Raw genomic sequence first — 17,612 nt, 5'->3', positions numbered from 1 at the left:
CAAGAGCTTTCGGTCAGCCCTGCGGGCTGCCCGACCTACTTCTCTTTGCGTGGCCAAAGAGAAGTAGGCAAGAGAAAGGCCACCCCTCGTCCGCGCCCTTCGCGCATCCGTGCGCGAAGGGTTCGCGAGAGTCCGTGGGTGTTCGTGGACAGTGCATCCCTGCACTGTCACGAACATCGCCGGCCTCCCTGCCGGCGCCCCTGCGGGCGGATCCACGGCCTCCCGCCGCTCCCCAGGGGCCCCGTCAACAGCGCGGGCTCCTGCCCGCCAGAGCCATGGCAACCGCAACAGCAGCCGAAGACGAAGACGAAGACGAAGACCAAGACCTCATAGGGTGGGCCCTGGCCCACCATGAGCTCCACGCTGCCTCCGTTTCGCTTCTTCGCCGAGTCGTCGTCGGTAGCGAAGAGCACTTTCGGTCAGTCCTGCGCGCTGCCCGGCCTACCCATGTCCCATGCAAGCCGCTCCCTCTGTACGCCGACGTCCGCTGAGTTCGAAAACTCGGTTTCCCGACACGCCCAGCGAAGACCAGGGCAAGGCTGAGCCCTGTCGCGCGCCATGCAGAGCGTACAGGCGGATCGAGCACGGAGGCATGCGATCCGTGTTGCCCGGTACAGGCGCCTGCTTGATGCGCGGGGCGAAGGCAGCGAGGAACGCCCCCCAACCAACGACCCTCACCGCTTCTCCACCCCGCGTCCATACTCCGTGCCACCCCATCGGCAAAGGACGCTTCATGGCCCCCTCGATCTTGAGCCGCGCGCTGCGCGCTTCGCTGGTACTCGCGGGCTTCGCCGCGACTGCGCAGGCCAGCGCGGAGACCAAGCTGCTGCGCTTTCCCGACGTGCACGGCGAGCGCGTGGCCTTCGTCTACGCCGGCGACCTCTACATCGCCTCGACCCAGGGCGGGCTGGCCCAGCGCCTGACCTCGCATCCGGGCCGTGAGCTGTATCCGAAGTTCAGCCCGGACGGCACCCAGATCGCGTTCTCGGCCGAGTACAACGGCACCCGCCAGGTGTTCGTGATGCCGGCCGCCGGCGGCGAGCCGCGGCAGCTCACCTGGTACAACGACGTGGGATCGATGCCGCCCAGAGGCGGCACCGACAATCGCGTGCTCGACTGGACGCCCGACGGCCAGCACGTGGTGGTGCGCATGAACCGTGCGCCGTATGACGAGCGCAGCGGCCGGCCGTATCTGGTGCCGGTGGCCGGCGGCATGGAACAGCCGCTGGCGATCCCCGAGAGCGGCGGCGGCATGCTGAGCCCGGACGGCAGGCAGTTCGTCTACACGCCGATCGACCGTGATTTCCGCGCGTGGAAGCGCTACCGCGGCGGCCGCGCGCAGGAGGTCTGGACCTATGACCTGGTCAACAACACCTCGCAGCAGCTCACCAACCATCCGGCCACCGACCACCAGCCGATGTGGATCGGCGACACGATCTACTTCGTCTCCGACCGCAACACCACGCTCAACCTGTTCGCGATGCCGGCCAGCGGCGGCGAGCCTCGACAGCTCACGCAGTGCAGCGACTTCGACGTGCTCTGGCCGAGCGCGGGGCCGGACAGCCTGGTGTTCGAGAACGGCGGCGCGCTCTGGCAGTTCCTGCCGGCCACCGGCGAAACCCGGCAGATCCCGATCACGGTGCGCGCGGACTTCCCCGAGACCCAGCCGCGCTTTGTCGATGCGTCGAAGAACATCGAGAGCTTCGATCTGAGCCACGACGGCAAGCGCGCCCTGTTCGGCGCGCGTGGCGAGGTCTTCAGCGTGCCGGCCAAGCACGGCGAGGCGCGCAACCTGACGCGCACCCCCGATGCGCGCGAGCACAGCGTCAGCTGGTCGCCGGACGGCCGTTACGTTGCGTATCTGTCGGATGCATCCGGCGAGTACGAGCTCTACGTGCAGGCGCAGGATGGCAGCAGCCCGGCGCGGCGCGTCACCATCGACGGTGACATCTGGCGCTTCGCGCCGAGCTGGTCGCCGGATGGCCGTCACTTTGTCTATGGCGACAAGCGCCAGCGCCTGCGTCTGGTCAATGCGGAGACCGGCGCCACCACCGAGATCGACAGCTCGGTGCAGGAGGACATCACCCAGTACAGCTGGGCGCCCGACAGCCGCTTCGTCGCCTACGTCAAGACCGGAGGCAGCCGCAACGGCTCGATCTGGCTGTACAGCCTGGACAGTTCCGTCACGCAGCAATTGACGCCGGACGAGACCAGCGAGTTCGCGCCGGTGTTCGACCCGGAAGGCCGCTACCTGTACTTCCTGTCGAACCGCGACTTCAACCTCGCGTTCTCGGCCTACGAGTTCAACTACCTCTACCAGAACGCCACCCGCATCTATGCAGCAACGCTGGCGGCCGACGGCCCGGTGCTGTACGCGCCGAAGAGCGATGAGGTCGCGCCGCTCAGCGCGGCCGAAGCCAAGCCCGGTAACGGCAATGGCGGCGGCAAGGCCGAACCGAAGCGCCTGCGCATCGACGTGCCTGGCTTCAACCAGCGCGTGGTCGCGCTGAAGGCGCCGGCAGGCAACTACCAGGGCCTGTCGGCCAATGCCAAGGGCGTGTTCTTCGTCGCCAGCACGGGCCAGGGCCCGGGCGAGCTGCGCTTCCTCGGTCTCGACGACGAGCAGCCCAAGACCGTGGCCGGCCAGATCACGGGCTACACATTGGCGGCCAGTGGTGGTCACCTGCTGTTGCGTCGCGGTGAGCGCTTCGCCATCGTCGAGGCCAAGCCCGAGGTCGATTTCGAGGCCGGCGCGCTCAAGCTCGACGGCCTGCAGCTGCGGGTTGATCCCAAGCGCGAGTGGGCGCAGCAGTACGTCGATGCCTGGCGCATCCTGCGCGACTGGTTCTACGACCCCGGCATGCACGGGCAGGACTGGACGGCGATCCGCGAGCGCTACGCCACGCTGCTGCCGCACGTGGCCAGCCGCGCCGACCTCGACTACCTGCTCACCGAGCTCGCCGGCGAGACCAATGCCGGCCACGTCTATGTCGAGCGCGGCGACGAGCCGCAGGTGGCGCGTCGCGAGGGCGGCCTGCTGGGGGCGGACATCCGGGCCCACGCGAGCGGCTACTTCCAGGTCGGTCGGATCTTCGCCGGCGAGAACTGGAACCCGGCCCTGCGCAGCCCGCTGACCGAAGCGCACGCCAACGTGCGCGAGGGCGAGTTCATCCTCGCCATCGACAACATCAGCACCCGCGAGGTGGCGAACCTCTACCAGCTGCTGGAAGGCAAGGGTGACAAGGTGGTCAGCCTGCGCGTCAACGCGCGGCCGGAAGAGGCGGGCGCACGCACCGTGCGCGTGCAGACCCTGACCAGCGAGCAGGCCCTGCGCTACAAGGACTGGGTCGACGCTCGCCGTCGCCTGGCCGCCGAACTCTCGGGCGGCCGCGTCGGCTACATCCACCTGCCGAACACGGCGGTGGAGGGCAACCGCGAGCTGCACCGCGGCATGCTCGCCTATGCGCACATGGACGCGCTGATCATCGACGACCGCTACAACGGCGGCGGCTTCATCCCCGACCGCATGATCGAGATGCTGTCGCGGCAGCCGCTGAACTTCTGGAAGCGCCGCGGCCTGGAGCCCAACCCGACCCCGCTGCTGCACCATGCCGGGCCGAAGGTGATGCTGGCGAACGGACTGTCCAGCTCGGGTGGCGACGCCTTGCCCTACTACTTCCGCAAGATGGGCCTCGGCCCGATCATCGGCACCCGCACCTGGGGTGGGTTGATCGGCATCAGCGGCAATCCGCGGCTGGCCGACGGTGGTGCGATCCTGGCCGCGACCTTCCGCTTCATGGACACCGAAGGCCGCTGGGCGGTGGAGGACGAGGGTGTGGCCCCGGACATCGAAGTCATCGATCGCCCCGAGGCGATCGCCGCTGGCCGCGACCCGAGCCTGGAGCGCGGCGTGGCCGAGCTGCTGCGCGCGCTGGAGGCCAGCCCGCCGAAGCGCGTCGAGGCACCGCCGGCGCCGACGCAGTTTCCGCGAATGTAAGCAGGTCGCGCGGGCGCTCGTGAGGGCGCCCGCGCGCTGTGTGGCGGTGGTGTGCAGCCCGCAGTGTTGGGCCGCGCTGCGCTCGGCCCAACCCACCTGAGTCCTCGCGGTGGTTTTTGTAGGTTGGGCCAAGCGCAGCGCGGCCCAACCGGCTGCCCGCGACACGCGCGAAGCGGCACGCGTGACTCACGCCTGGGTCGCGCGCGCTCTGCCGCCCTGCGTGCAGACCTTGTGAGGTCGAACCGTCGCGCGCGCCACCCTGTGCCAACTGGCAGGTCGGCAGGCCGATGTCGCACCGCTATGATTCCGCTCCCTTTCCATGGATACGGAGCAGCGCATGCGTCTGCCTTCCACCAAGCCGCTGGCGGTGGCCCTGCTGGGCGCCCTGTTCGGTCTTTCGCTCGTCGCCTGCACGCCCGCCGAACGCGTGCGCAGCGATGTCGCCACGTCCTCGGCGAAGACCGAGATCGCGCTGCCGGTCGACATCCCCTACGAGACCTTCACCCTGCCCAACGGCCTGCGCGTGGTGGTGCACACCGACCGCAAGGCGCCGATCGTCGCGGTCAATGTCTGGTACCACGTCGGCAGCAAGGACGAGCCGGCCGGCAAGACCGGCTTCGCCCATCTGTTCGAGCACCTGATGTTCCAGGGCTCCGAGAACTACCGCGACGAATTCTTCGGGCCCTTCGAGCAGGTCGGCGCCACCGGCCAGAACGGCACCACCAACACCGACCGCACCAATTACTTCCAGAACGTGCCGACCACCGCGCTCGACATGGCGCTGTGGATGGAGTCGGACCGCATGGGCCACTTCCTCGGCGCCATCGACCAGGCCCTGCTCGACGAGCAGCGTGGCGTGGTGCAGAACGAGAAGCGCCAGAGCGAGAACCAGCCCTACGGCCAGGCCTGGGAGCGCCTGTCCAAGGCCATGTATCCGGAAGGTCATCCCTACAGCTGGAGCGTGATCGGCTCGATGGCCGATCTGAACGCCGCCACCCTGGATGACGTGCGCAACTGGTTCCGCACCTGGTACGGCCCGAACAACGCGGTGCTGGTCTTGGCCGGCGACATCGACGTCGAGACCGCGCGCGAGAAGGTCACGCGCTACTTCGGCGACATCCCGCCCGGCCCGGTCACCACCCAGCCCAAGGTCGATGTCGCCAAGCGCGAGGCCTCGACCCGCGAGGTGCTGCCCGACCGCGTGCCTCAGGTGCGCGTCTACCGGGCCTGGAACGTGGCCGAGGCGACCGACGCCGACGCCGATCGCCTGCAGCTGGTCTCGCAGCTGCTGGGCGGCAGCAGCACCTCGCGCCTGGATCGTCGCCTGGTCCACACCGACAAGCTCGCCGACAACGTGTCCAGCTTCCTGCTCGGCGGTCAGCTGGGCAGCCGCCTGCTGGTCTTCGTCGACGTCAAGCAGGGCGTCGAGCCTGAGACTGTCGAGCGCGTGCTCGACGAGGAGATCGCGCGACTGGTGAACGAAGGCATCAGCGACGAGGAGCTGGCGCAGGCGCGCACCGTGTTCGAAGCGAGCTTCATCCGCGGCATCGAGCGCGTCGGCGGCTTCGGCGGCAAGTCCGACGTGCTGGCGCAGTGCACGGTCTACACCGGCAACCCCGGCTGCTTCCGCGACGAGATGCGCACCATTCTCGCCGCCACCCCGGCCGAGCTGCAGGCCACCGCCCAGCGCTGGCTGTCGAGTGGCGATCACACCCTGGTGGTGGTGCCGGGCCAGCGCCCGCCCTCGCCGCCGGACGTGCGCAGCATCGAGGCCGGTGAGGAAGGCGTTGCCCTGGTCGAGCCGACGCCGGCCCCGGGCCTGCGCGCACTCGACGCGGGCGTGGACCGCTCGACCGGCGTGCCGCAGACCACCGAGTTCCCCACGCTGAGCTTCCCCGCGCTGGAGCGCGCGACGCTGTCGAACGGCGTGCAGGTGGTGCTGGCGCAGCGCCATGACGTGCCGGTGGTGCAGCTCAGCATCGAGTTCCGCGGCGGCTACACCCTGGACCAGGGCCGCACCCTCGGCACAGCGGGTTTCACCATGGGCATGCTCGACGAGGGCGCGGGTGAGCTTGACGCGCTGGCCTTCGGCGCCCGCGCCGAATCGCTGGGTGCCAGCATCGGCGCCGGTGCCGGCCTCGACAACGCCAGCGTCTCGCTGTCGGCGCTACGGGTGAATCTCGATCCCTCGCTCGACCTGCTGGCCGACACCCTGCTGCGTCCGCGCTTCGATGCCGCCGACATCGAGCGCGTGCGGCAGAGCTGGATCGCCGCCATCCGCCAGGAGAAGGCGCGGCCGAACTCGATTCCGCTGCGCATCCTGCCGCCGGTGCTGTTCGGTGAGGGCCATCCCTATGCCATTCCCTTCAGCGGCACCGGCACCGAGGAGTCGATCGCCTCGCTGAGCCGCGAGCAGCTGCTGGCCTTCCACCGCGAGCAGACCCATCCGGGCCTGGCGACCATCGTCGCGGTCGGCGCGATCACGCTCGACGAGCTGATGCCGCTCTTGGAGAAGCACTTCGCCGACTGGAAGGCCGAAGGCCCCGCACCCGCGGTGCCTGCACTCGCCACCGTGCCGCTGCCGCAGGGTCAGCGCGTGTTCCTGGTCGACCAGCCGGGCGCGATCCAGGCCAACATCCTCGCCGGTCAACTCGTGGCGCCGACCAAGGATCCGCGCTCCATTGAATTCGATGTCGCCAACGGGGTGATCGGTGGCACCTTCACCTCGCGCCTCAACATGAATCTGCGCGAAGACAAGAGCTGGTCCTACGGCAGCTTCAGCTTCGTGCCGGCAGCACTCGGCCAGCGTCCGTGGATCGTTTCGGCGCCGGTGCAGATCGATCGCACCGTGGACGCCATCGCCGAGATCAAGCGCGAGCTGCGCGAGTTCACCGGCGCGCGCCCGGCCAGCCCTGAGGAAGTCGAGAAGATCAAGGCCCGCAACGTGCGTGCCATGCCAGGCTCGTTCGAGAGCGCCGGCGCGGTGCTGAGCCAGATCAGCGGCATCTTGCGCTACAACCGCCCGGACGATTGGCCGCTGCAGTACCAGAAGCTGCAGGAATCCATGACCTTGGATCAGGTCCGCAGCGCTGCCGGCGTGATCCAGCCCGACGCACTCACCTGGGTCATCGTTGGCGACCTCGCCAAGATCGAACAGCCCGTGCGCGAACTGTTCGGCGCGTCAGTGCCGGTGCAGGTGCTGGATGCGGATGGTGAGCTGACCGAATAACCATCCGGTCCCTTCTTGACCGAAGAAAAGATCACAGGCCGTCGCAGGAAACTGCGGCGGCCTGTGCGTTTTCACGACGGCCAATTCGCATGCCCAAGTCAACACGGATCAAGTCCCTCCTGCCCTTGATCTGTGGTCGCGAGTCCGGCACAGATCGGGACTCGTTCGGCCGCTACGCGGCGACGCCTTCGCTTCGCTCGGTCACGCTGGATCCAGCATCGCGTGCTTGATCCGCGGGCGCGCCCTCCGTGGTGGGCGGCAACGCTGAATTCTTCAGCGTTGCCGCGCGCGCGATGAGCCCTGATCGGGCGAACGTCAGCCCCGGTCCGATTCCCTTGAGCGACTGGTCGCCTTCAAGTCCCGGGGCTGTCGAGCGAGCTACTCGAATCCATCGTTGAACAGGCCGTCCGCCTCGAACATGAGGGCGGCAATTCGTCGCTCTCCCTCAGTTCCCACGACATCCAGGACCGCAACTGCGCCCTCGCGCGTCGCGAGTAGCTCGGGCAGTGGCACGCCGCTACCCCGCGTGGAGGGGATCGCATCGATCTCGCGAATCAACGCACCTGTTGCTGAGTCGAGCACCACGATGCGCGCGCGCTCGCTCGTCGAGCCTGCCGGCATTGGCTCAGCCTTTGCGCCGACAAGGGTGTAGCGGCCATCGCCGCTGTCCGCCGCCGAGCATGATCGCTCACTCGATTGTGGAAGAAGTCTTGATGTCCAGATCAGGCTGCCGTCCGCAAGTGAACGACGTTCGATCTTGCAGAACACATTCACCCCTCCGTCGATGGGCCCGGTGTGCGTGAGCAGAAAGCTGCCCGCAGAACCGCGTTCAATCCGCAGTCCTGTGCAGTTGGTCGCCCCCTCCCGCCAATCGAGGAACCACCGCTGGTGTCCGCCAGGGGAAAGCTGCGACAAACGGCAGAAACCGTTTTGACTGCCCTCTACCGTCAGTACGCCCAGTGGAGTCTGAAGCAAATGGCCGATAGCCGCGTTCCAGGGTTGCGATGCCTCCTGAAGCTGCCAGCGCCACTGCAGGGCACCCGTCCCGGGCTCGATGCGCGCGATCTGGTGCCGAACGCCAGTCGCGTCGTTGTAGCGAACGAGAGTTACGTATGCCTGCCCCTCGACCGTGGCAAGGACCTTTCTGGCTTCAAGGTTGAAACCTGGATCATCGATGGAGGACCTGTACAACAAGGCCCCGGTGGAAGCATCAACGCGTACCAGTAACGCACGCCGCTGGAAGTCGCTGGTATCCATTTCCGAGCCGACTGCCAATACCGTGCCGTCGCCCAGATCGATGACGTCGCGGAATTCCGGCTGACCTGTGATGGGGCCTGCGTTCGGTGGGCTCGGCCACGTCCAACGGGTCTGCCCGGTCGCGGGATCAAGTCCGAACAGGATGAAGTGGGTTGCGGACGCGAGCACAACCATGCTGTCGGTTGACACAACCGCCGCCGGGCGTTGGTTCTCTGTCGATGTGATACCGAGGCCACGGGTCCACTGCAGCCCTTCGCCAGTGAATTTCGCCACGACGAGCTGTCGATGGGTTCCAGCCAGCTGGCAGCCCGCAGTCACTACCGCTCCCTCGGAGTCGAGCCGGCTGATCGTGCGGGGATCGCGCGACCCATTGCGGACACACTCAACGTCTTCGGCAAGCCCGTCCTGAAAGGTGTCGGCCAGGCTGGCGCCAAGAATCGTGCCGCTGGCCGCATCGAGCACGCTGTGCGCGGAGCGGGTGAAGGACGCGCCGACGATAGAGCTCAGCGTCGCGCGCGAGAGCGCGAAGACGCGGCTCCCGCTGATCAAGCCCAGCTTCCAGGACTCGAGCCGATGCCCTGGCCCAGTCGTCCATGTGCGCGACCAGCGCGGCGTACCGTCCGCCGCTTGGTGCAAGGTGATCACCTGATCTTGGCCGCCTAAGGTGTGCGTGTGCGCCAGAACCGCGATATCCGCTGTGGCATCCAAGCGCAGGTCCAAGATGCGCTGAGCATTTGCTATCTGCCGGGCGTGGCTCCATCGGGTCTGGCCGGAAGCCCGATCAATCCGCACCAGTCGGTAGTCGCGATTCCCAGACTCCGAGTTGAACGCTGCCACCACAGGGTCACCTTGCAGCCCAAGTCCCAGTCGCAGCTCACGCATGGAGGCTAACTCCTGGGAGAGTGATCGCTGCCAGAGCAGAGTGCCGTTGTCGGAGACTGCGATGAGGCGGGGCGCCATCGGCGTCGTCCAAAGGGGCGTCGCGACCAAGATCTCACCCGACGCGCCGACGACGACTTGCGGATCGGAGATACCCGAGATCTCGCCGATCTGGTCGAACGTGGACGTCCAAAGGAGTGCGCCGGAGCGTGAATCAAGACTCCGCACGCGCAGAGTGCAGCAGCCTCCGTTTTGGCTGCTCGCGCCGTCGACGACAGCCACACGTGCTGATCCGACAGCCATTTTGGAAGTGAAGCCGAGACTGCCGAGATCCGTCCGCCACACCTCGGCACCGGTATCCACTTGGACGGCGCGTACCACAGCATCACGCTGCACGAACACAAGGTCCTCGTACAGCGCGAAATCCAGCTTGGTCGAGAATCCGATACCTGGGAAGCCGGAGCGCCAGCGTAGCCGTCCATCGGAACTTGCCAGGCGCAACACGACCAGGCCAGCGGGATCGTCTCCGGTCTGCTGAAGCCCGGCCGCCAGCACCACCGGATCACCGTTAGCCAAGATGTGAACTCCAACACCTCGCGCACTGCGGTTATCGCCCGTGCGTAGAGCCCGCGACCAGAGCACCTGCGCCTGCGAGTTGATCTTCCGCAGCACGTACTCCGACTCTCCCTGCGCCAGCAGGAAGGTCGTCCCATCCGGCGCAATGGCGGCTTGCTCCTCCGCACGATCGTGCTGAAGCACCAAGGAGCCGGAGCCACCCAAAGTACGGCCCACTTCTCTCAGGATTTGGGCTTGCGCTACCAAGGGGCAGACCGCAAGCCAAGACGCGGCCATCGAAACAGCCAAGCAAAAGACAATGCGCATACTGATGAACTTCTCGTAGGGTTGAAGACGAAGAGGTTGAAAAGCCCAGGGTTGGCTTCCGAAGGCAAGCCGAATTCTAGTGGCTCGACGATCGGTGGCATCGCGGCGCCCAAATGGGCTCGGCGCTTGGCAACGCAAGCGTAGGATCGCGCTTGCTCAGCCGGTGTCAATTCTCGATAGCGACTGGGCGCGGTACCTTGCCCGCCGTGCGATCACACCCGTGAAGCATTTCGGGGCTGCCGGGCGACGGGGTCAGCTCGGGTGACGGCGCAGGTCCAGCTTCGTAGCACCCAGTGCTGGAAGTCACCGCTGAGTCCAGGTCCTCCGTTCGCCACAGACAACACAGCCCGCCGCTCGGCGGGCTGTGTTGTTTCTGTTTCCGTGTTCTGCCGTAAGCGTCCGGCCAGGACACACAGGCCGTGGGCTTCGGCTCCGAGCCCACCGGTCAACGCGCGCGGCCTGCCCAGCGAGCGCAGGGACGACGCGTTCGGCAGCGCTCGCCTGCGCGATACCCTGAACTGGGACGGCAACGGCAATCTGACCGCCATCAACGACCTGGTGGGCGACGCCAACGCGTATCGCAACGCCAGCCGCTCGATGATCTACGACGGCCTGGATCGTCTGACCGTGGCCAACAGTTCGCCGCAGCCGCCGCTGCGCACCGAGTCGCCCTGGGCCTACAGCTACGCCTATGCCAGCAGTGGTCTGCTGCAGAGCGTGAGCCAGGCGGGGGTATCGACGCCGGTCCTGAACTACGCCCACAACGCCCGCGGGCAGATGACGGGTCGCCAGTTCGGCGGCCAGCAGTTCACGCTGAGCTGGGACAGCGCGCACCGGGTGACGCAGACGTGGAACGCGGGCAGCAGCGTGGTGGAAAGCTACCGCTACGACGCCCACGGCCATCGCGCGCGCACGGTACGCGGCGGGGAGACGGTCTATCAGGTCTACACCCAGTCCGGTGACCTGCTGATGGAGCGCACGAGCGCAGGCACCACCCGCAAGTACGCGCGGCTGGGCGGGCGGCTGATCGGTGAGACGGTGAACGGCGCGCGGCGGGCGATCCACACCGATGTGATCGGCAGCGTGCGGCAGAAGACGGACGCCTTCGGCACGATCGTGCACGAGGACGTGCGCGCGCCCTACGGCTCGACACTGGTCGGCTGGCAGTACCAGAATGGCCCGGCGTTCACCGGCCATATGGAGGATGGCGCGACCGGTCTCACCTACATGAAGGCGCGCTACTATGACCCGGTGGCGATGCGCTTCATCAGCCCGGATCCTGTGCATGTGGATCTGAGTACCGGTGGGAATTTCAATCGGTATTGGTATGCAAACAACAACCCCTATACCTACACCGATCCGGATGGGCGGCTTGCTTGCGATTGGAGTTCTGGTTGCCGAGAGCTGATTCGTGATCTTGAGCGGAGGGGAATCTACCCGCTTCAAGCAGGAAGTGAATCAAGTGATCCACTTCCCCGAGCGATACGCCGAGATTATGAGAGTATAGGTGGAGGCTATGTGGTGAGGGTTGATAGTGTCAACCTTGGTGGAGGTGAGTCGCAGTTTGAGGTTCATGTTTACAAGGACTCTAGGAGCTTCCGTGATGCTGCGATTTCCGGCTACGAGAAGGGTCTCCGAGCCGCTGAGGTGAACACTCTTCGGACAGATGGTCAGTGGGGCAAGCATGGAAAGCCTTCTGTGCCACCGGATCTCGGTCCCGAGGGGCAGGCGGGTTTCAATCGTGTGGTTGCGCGTGAGGTATCGAGACGTGGTTGGACTACCCGTGGACCAGATGGAGTGGTCAGAATGCGGGACGAAATTCGCCGGAATCTCGGCTTGTATTCTCGGTATCTTGGACCCGCTGGAGTTGCACTCGAAATGTCTAGAACTAGCCTGGATAGGGCCTGCGAAGCCAACCCAGATTCGGAGGCGTGTTGAGTAGATTTCTTTACATTAGGTGTATGGGAGGCTCTACTCGTTTCGATTTGGAGCGCTATCTCGACTACGCGGGCGAATTGAGGTGCAAACTTCATGGAAATGCGCAAAGCTTGTTGGAAAAGGAGCGATACATCCCGGGTATGCCTCGGAGCTTCTGGAGAAGCCAACTCTTGAGCGCGAACTACACAGAACGGGGTATTCAGCTCAAATTCGAGTCAAGCTGCTTGACCCGACACTACAGTTTCATTTATGGAGCGGTGAGAAGAGTGGATTTCCCGCAAGCTAAGGTTCGTGCTCCTCAAGCGTTAACAGTGCAGGAACTAGTACTGCTTAGGAATGGCGTGTATCGGCATGCAATTGCGGATCTTGCTGGAAACATTTGGTCAGTTTACGCATTGCATTTCGACTTCCTTGAAAACCGGGTTCATTGAGCGGAAACGGGGTCGGAAACGGGGTCAGGTTAACTTTCCGGAAGTCAAATGCAGGGCTCGCCGGCACCCGACATAAGCAGAGGGTCAGGTCTTGTTTTGCCACATGCCACGGAGGGCGATGCCTGACTTCGCTGGGTCGCGGCAACGATAGGCCCTGACGGCTGTGGTCGAGCCCCCCACAACAGCAAAGCCCGCCATCCGGCGGGCTTTGTTGTTTCTGAGGCTTGGGGTTGCGCGGAGGGTCAGCGCGCAGCGCGCCGCTTGCCGCTGCTCTTGCTGGGCGCTGTGGCTTTGGGAGCGGTGTTCGCACTCGCACTGGCCGGCTGTGCAAACAGCCGCTTGGCCTGGTGCTGAACAATCAGCGAGTCGAGCACGCCCTCGGCGATCCTGCGCTCGTCGGCGCTGAAGAATCTTATAGAGCCGGCAGGGAAATCCAGGGTCAGGTCTTGTTTTGCCACATGCTGCGGAGAGCGAGGCCTGACTTCGCTGGAGAACTGGCGGGGTCGAACCGGAAACGGGGTCAGGTTCACTTTCCGGAAGTCAAATGCAGGGCTGGCCAGGACCCGGCAGATAGGCCCAGACGGCTGAGGTCGAGCCACCCACAACAGCAAAGCCCGCCATTCGGCGGACTTCGATGTCCGCGAGGTTCGGCGTTTCGCCGCAGCTGAGCGCGCGCCGATCCTCGCCCGGCGCCAGCGCGTTGCTGAACGGCGCCGTGGGGTGCTGCGCGGTGCCCGGGGTGGGCCTTGCTAGACTCCGCGGCGCCCAGTGATCCCCGGAGTTCTCCATGTCCCGTGCCGTCCGCGTCGCATTCGTCACCAGCCTGGTCGTCCTGCTGCCGGCCTGCACCTGGGTCAAGATCGAGCCTGAGGCCAAGCAGATCCGGGTGGTGGATGCAGGGGCGGACATGAGCCGCTGCGGCACCATGCTGAGCGAGATCACGGTCAGCGTGCGCGATCGGGTGGCGTTTGTGGATCGCAACGCGATCAAGGTGCGCGACGAGCTGGAAACGCTGGCGCGCAATCAGGCCGCCGGTGGCCAGGGCGATACCCTGAAGCCCTTGTCCGAGCCCTTGAACGGGGAGCAGCGCTTTGGCACCTGGCGCTGCGGGGGCGGCACGCCACCGCGTGCGCAGGCGCAGCCCGCCGAGTCGCGGCCCTCGAGCTTTGAAGAAGTCGAAGTGATTCCGCTGGAAGACTGAAGCCGCATGGCCGCCGCAGGCGGCACGGCCTCGCGCTCGCGGCCGACGCCTGCCGAGGGTGCCGGGCGGTCGCAGTGGCTGTCGCGGCGCGCTCGCCGTTCGATGGGCGGCCACTGCGACGCCGCTGGCCGCGCTGCACAAGGTGACGACCGCCTGCGGGATGTTCAGTCTGCGGGCGTGTAGAGCATCAGTTCGCTGTCGATCCGCAGCACCCGCGAGAACAGCACGGCGGCGCCGTCATCCAGCACCTGCAGTTCGCGCGGTGCGGCGCCGAAGTGTTCCGACCACACCCGGGTTGCGCCGGTGGCCAGATCCCGGTGCTGCAGGCGGCCTTGCGGCGCATCGCTGAACCACCACAGGCGGCCCCGATGCACGGTCCAGCCGCCCTCGCTGGCGACGGGCACAGGCTGCGCAGGGGCTTCGGGGTCGCTCCAGCGCCAGCGCCACAGGCCGCGCGCCCCTGCGGTCTGGAAGACCAGCCACTCGCCGTCGCTGGCCCAGGCGCCGACGCCGCGGCTTGCGGCAATGGCCCCGCCCTGCGCACCGAGCTGCCAGCGCAGCAGGCGCTGTTCACCCTCCAGCACCTGCACCAGGTAGTCGCCGGGGCCGCGCTCGAAGACCCGTTCGGCCGCCCGCGCCGCCAGCGGCTCTGGCGTCGGCAGCAGGCGCGCGGTTGCCGCGTCGATCTGCACGGCCTGCACGCCCGCGTCCGCGTATCGGCTCAGCCACAGGCGCTGGCCGTCACCGCTCCAGGCCGGTCGCGTCCAGGCGCGCGCGGCGGGCAGTGCCAACAGGGTTTCGCTGCCGCTGTCCAGGTCCAGCAGCCAGATGCCGCCGTTGCCGCTGCGGTTGCTGACGAAGGCGACGCGCCGGCCGTCTGGGCTGAGCGCGGGCTGGCTGTCGTCGCGGAGCGATTGGGTGAGGCGCTGCGGCGCTGCGTCGGCGCGCTGCAGCCAGAGCGGCGATTGCACCTGACGCAGTTCCAGCAGCAGGCTGCCGTCGGCCGCGACATCGACACCATAGGCGCCGCGAGCGCCGAGCCATCGAAGCGCGCCGTCGATCGGATCGATCTGCAGAAGACCCGGACTGCCCCAGGCATTGCTGGCCACCAGCAGGGCGTTCGAGCCCTTGGCGAGCGCGCCCGCGAACGCCAGGTCGGTGACTCGATCGTCGCCACCGGCGAGCTGCTGCGCGGGCCCCGCGGCCTGCTGCAGCCAGATCGCCTGGGCCTCCGGGCGCCCTCGCAGGAAGGCGAGCCGACCCTCGGCGAGACGCGGCTGGCTGTCGACGCAGCCCGCGCAGTCCGGGTGCGTCAGGGTCTGCTCCGCGCGCCCATTGCGCGGATGGCGCTGCAGCCCGCCCTGCGGTCCGGTGAAGAGCAGGCTGCCATCGGCGTCCACGGCCACGCCCAGGCCGGCCTGCCGACAGGCGGAAAGCGTGCGGGCTGAGGTCGGCGCCGACAGCAGCACTTCGACGAGGCTGCAGCCCTGTGGCGTCTGCAGCAGGGCATAGACCGACTGCCCGTCTGCCGCGAAGGCCGCGCTGCCGGCTTGGGCGGCACCGAACGACAGGCTGTGCAGGCGTCGGCCGGAGCGCTCGGCGACTTCGATGCGCCCGCTGGCGGTGTCGATCCACAGCACTTGCCGCGCGTCCGCTGAGAATCGCGGCTGACGCAGCACACCCGCCGCGCTCATGAAGCTCTGCGCGGCGGCGATGCGCTGGGTCACGTCCGCGGCGCCCCGCGCGGGACTCGGGTCGCGCTGCAGCGCGCCGAGCGCCAGCAGGCCGATTCCAAGTACGCCGATGGTCGCGGCCAGCAGCCCCAGCACCGCGGCGTGACGCCGCCGCCCCATCGCGGCGGTTGCCGGCATGGCCGGCGCCGGTGGACCCGCAGCGGGGAGTGCTTCGACGGGGACCGGCCCGACCGCGGCCAGCAGCCGGTAGCCGGTGCCATGCAGGGTTTCGATATACCGGGGCTGGCGTGCGTCGTCCGCCAGCAGCAGCCGGAGTTGCGCGATGGCGCGCGAGAGCACTTCGTCGGCCACCATGCGTCGCGGCCATACCCGCTCGATCAGCGCCTGCCGGCTCCAGCTCTGCCCGGGGCGTTCGGCCAGCGCGAGCAGCAGCTGGACCTGCAGCCGGGTCAAGCGCTTCTCGTCGCCGTCGCGGCTCAGGCGATGGGTGGCGGGGGTCAGCCGCCAGTCGCCGATCTGCAGATCAGCATCGGCGGCGGCGTGGAGTTCGGACATGGTGCGAACGGTAGCAGGCGAGGCCGTGCGACCCGAGGCCAGGGCGGAGGTGCAGCATGCCGCAGCCATGCCCCGCCCGCGGCCGGGCCGGCACGCTGGCGCTGCGAAGAGAGAAAAAAGAGAGGTTTCAGGGCGGCAAAACGCAGGGTTTCGGCGACGGCCGCGGGCAGCCTGACGACTCCACACGAACGGAGCTCCCCCATGATCCGCTGGCTATCGCCGCTTGCCGCACTCGCCGCCCTGCTGCCCACGCTCACCGCCGCGGCCGAGGCCTGCCCGCGCGTCCTGGTGAGTGGCTACTACTCGACCGTGCACGTCTACGACGGCTGCACCGGTGCCTCGCTGGGCAACCTCGATGCGCGGTCCCGGCTCAATGGTGCGCAGGCCATCCGCCGTCACCAGGGGCATCTGTATGTCATCGCCGAGGGGCGCGGCGTGGTCGAGCGCTACCGCGAAGACACCCTGGCCTACGTAGATACCGCGTACGTCAGCACGCCGGGCTCGGGCATCACCGGCATCGACTTCGATGCCCAGGGTCGAGCCTATGTCGGCCGCTACACCAGCTCGGATGTCCTGCGCTTTGAGTCGCCCGGCGCCAACGCGTCGGTGGTCGTGGCCGCGCGCAGCGCGGGATTGGCCGGCGCCGACAACGGCCTGCGCTTCGGGCCGGACGGCAGGCTGTACATCCCCGGCTTCGACAGCGCCAACGTGGTGCGCTTCGATCCGTCGACCGGACAGACCTCGGGCTTCATTGCCGCCGGCAGCGGCGGCCTCAACTGGACGCGCGGCCTGCTGTTCCAGGCTGACGGCAGCGTGCTGGTCACCAGCGAGGCCACCGGCAAGGTGCTGCGCTTCCGCGCCGATGGCGGCTTCGAACGCGTGTTCACCGAACTCGCGCCCGGATTCAGGCCGACCGGCATCGACCGTCTCGACGCCAGCACGCTGCTGGTCGCGAGTTCCAGCGAGAACCGCGTGATCAAGATCGACGCCGCGAGCGGCGAGGTGATCGGCGAGCTGGTCAGCTCAGGCGCCGGCGGCTTGCGCGGTGCCACCTTCGTGGCCGTGCTGCCAGCCGCCCGGACCCTCGATACGGCGCAGATCGGCTCGCAGTACTGGGTGGTGGGGGCCGGCGAGGTCGAGGGCCAGCGCCTGCGGGTCGAGGCCATGCAGAGTGCGACCGGCGCGGCCTTTGGGGCGGACTTCAACCCGGGGGACATCCAGCGCAGACCTTGGGGTCAGCTCTCGATCGAGTTCAACGGCTGCGCCAGCGGCGAACTGCGCTGGGACAGCGATGCCGGCGAGGGTGCGGGCTTTGGCAGCGGCGGCTATCTGATCCAGCGCCTGCTGCCGAATGCCGCGGCGGAAGAGTGCGAACGCCTGGGCGTGGCAGCGATGCCGGACGCACGCTGGATGGCGGGCGTCTGGTACGGCGGCGCCGAGCGTTCGGGCGAAGGGCTGTTCATCGACGTTTCCACGCTGGGTCCGGTATCGGTGGCGTTCTTCACCCATCGTCCGATCGAACCCTGAGGTCGCGGCCGGACCCGCGCGT

8 protein-coding genes are annotated in these 17,612 nt (G+C 67.4%); 5 read left to right on the top strand and 3 right to left on the bottom strand.

Translation table 11 applies throughout. The annotated features are described in order from the left end of the window. The first annotated feature begins 733 nt into the window (after positions 1–733). Positions 734–3,997 carry a S41 family peptidase gene (locus BLP83_RS16090; protein WP_091245184.1) on the top strand — a complete coding sequence of 1,088 codons (3,264 nt, stop codon included), beginning with the start codon at positions 734–736 and terminating at the stop codon, positions 3,995–3,997. Positions 3,998–4,334: 337 nt separating this feature from the next. Beyond that, positions 4,335–7,226 carry a M16 family metallopeptidase gene (locus BLP83_RS16085; protein WP_091245214.1) on the top strand — a complete coding sequence of 964 codons (2,892 nt, stop codon included), beginning with the start codon at positions 4,335–4,337 and terminating at the stop codon, positions 7,224–7,226. 378 nt (positions 7,227–7,604) lie between these two features. On the opposite strand, the gene BLP83_RS16080 is transcribed toward BLP83_RS16085, so the two are convergent. Then, positions 7,605–10,244 (bottom strand): outer membrane protein assembly factor BamB family protein, encoded by a 2,640-nt coding sequence (locus BLP83_RS16080; protein ID WP_091245180.1) that lies wholly within the window; start codon positions 10,242–10,244, stop codon positions 7,605–7,607. 381 nt (positions 10,245–10,625) lie between these two features. On the opposite strand from BLP83_RS16080, the gene BLP83_RS16075 reads away from it, so the two are divergent. Next, a complete protein-coding gene (locus BLP83_RS16075; protein ID WP_245680063.1) occupies positions 10,626–12,182 on the top strand; it encodes an RHS repeat-associated core domain-containing protein in 1,557 nt (518 codons plus the stop codon). Positions 12,183–12,855: 673 nt separating this feature from the next. Here BLP83_RS16075 and BLP83_RS16070 read toward each other — a convergent pair. After that, entirely contained in the window at positions 12,856–13,143 is a 288-nt protein-coding gene (locus BLP83_RS16070; protein WP_143006727.1) for a hypothetical protein, read from the bottom strand. A gap of 257 nt (positions 13,144–13,400) precedes the next feature. On the opposite strand from BLP83_RS16070, the gene BLP83_RS16065 reads away from it, so the two are divergent. Beyond that, positions 13,401–13,814, top strand: a complete 414-nt coding sequence (locus BLP83_RS16065) for a DUF4156 domain-containing protein (RefSeq protein ID WP_143006726.1) — start codon at positions 13,401–13,403, stop codon at positions 13,812–13,814. Between the two features lie 164 nt (positions 13,815–13,978). Here the strand turns inward: BLP83_RS16065 and BLP83_RS16060 are convergent, their stop codons facing one another. Beyond that, a complete protein-coding gene (locus BLP83_RS16060; protein ID WP_176764239.1) occupies positions 13,979–16,063 on the bottom strand; it encodes a winged helix-turn-helix domain-containing protein in 2,085 nt (694 codons plus the stop codon). A gap of 201 nt (positions 16,064–16,264) precedes the next feature. On the opposite strand from BLP83_RS16060, the gene BLP83_RS16055 reads away from it, so the two are divergent. Next, complete coding sequence (locus BLP83_RS16055) at positions 16,265–17,590, top strand: Vgb family protein (protein ID WP_091245170.1); 1,326 nt, start codon at positions 16,265–16,267, stop codon at positions 17,588–17,590. Positions 17,591–17,612 lie beyond the last annotated feature (22 nt).

It is taken from the genome of Aquimonas voraii, from assembly GCF_900101825.1.
GTDB classification, from domain to species: domain Bacteria; phylum Pseudomonadota; class Gammaproteobacteria; order Xanthomonadales; family Xanthomonadaceae; genus Aquimonas; species Aquimonas voraii.
Note: the sequence above shows the minus strand (reverse complement) of the source record. Positions and strands in the feature narration are given on the sequence as shown.

What these genes read in the sequence shown, in the direction of transcription:
- BLP83_RS16080 (WP_091245180.1), bottom strand. Translation starts at nt 10,244, where the DNA reads ATGCGCATTGTCTTTTGCTTGGCTGTTTCGATGGCCGCGTCTTGGCTT.
- BLP83_RS16085 (WP_091245214.1), top strand. Translation starts at nt 4,335, where the DNA reads ATGCGTCTGCCTTCCACCAAGCCGCTGGCGGTGGCCCTGCTGGGCGCC.
- BLP83_RS16055 (WP_091245170.1), top strand. Translation starts at nt 16,265, where the DNA reads ATGATCCGCTGGCTATCGCCGCTTGCCGCACTCGCCGCCCTGCTGCCC.
- BLP83_RS16090 (WP_091245184.1), top strand. Translation starts at nt 734, where the DNA reads ATGGCCCCCTCGATCTTGAGCCGCGCGCTGCGCGCTTCGCTGGTACTC.
- BLP83_RS16065 (WP_143006726.1), top strand. Translation starts at nt 13,401, where the DNA reads ATGTCCCGTGCCGTCCGCGTCGCATTCGTCACCAGCCTGGTCGTCCTG.
- BLP83_RS16060 (WP_176764239.1), bottom strand. Translation starts at nt 16,063, where the DNA reads ATGTCCGAACTCCACGCCGCCGCCGATGCTGATCTGCAGATCGGCGAC.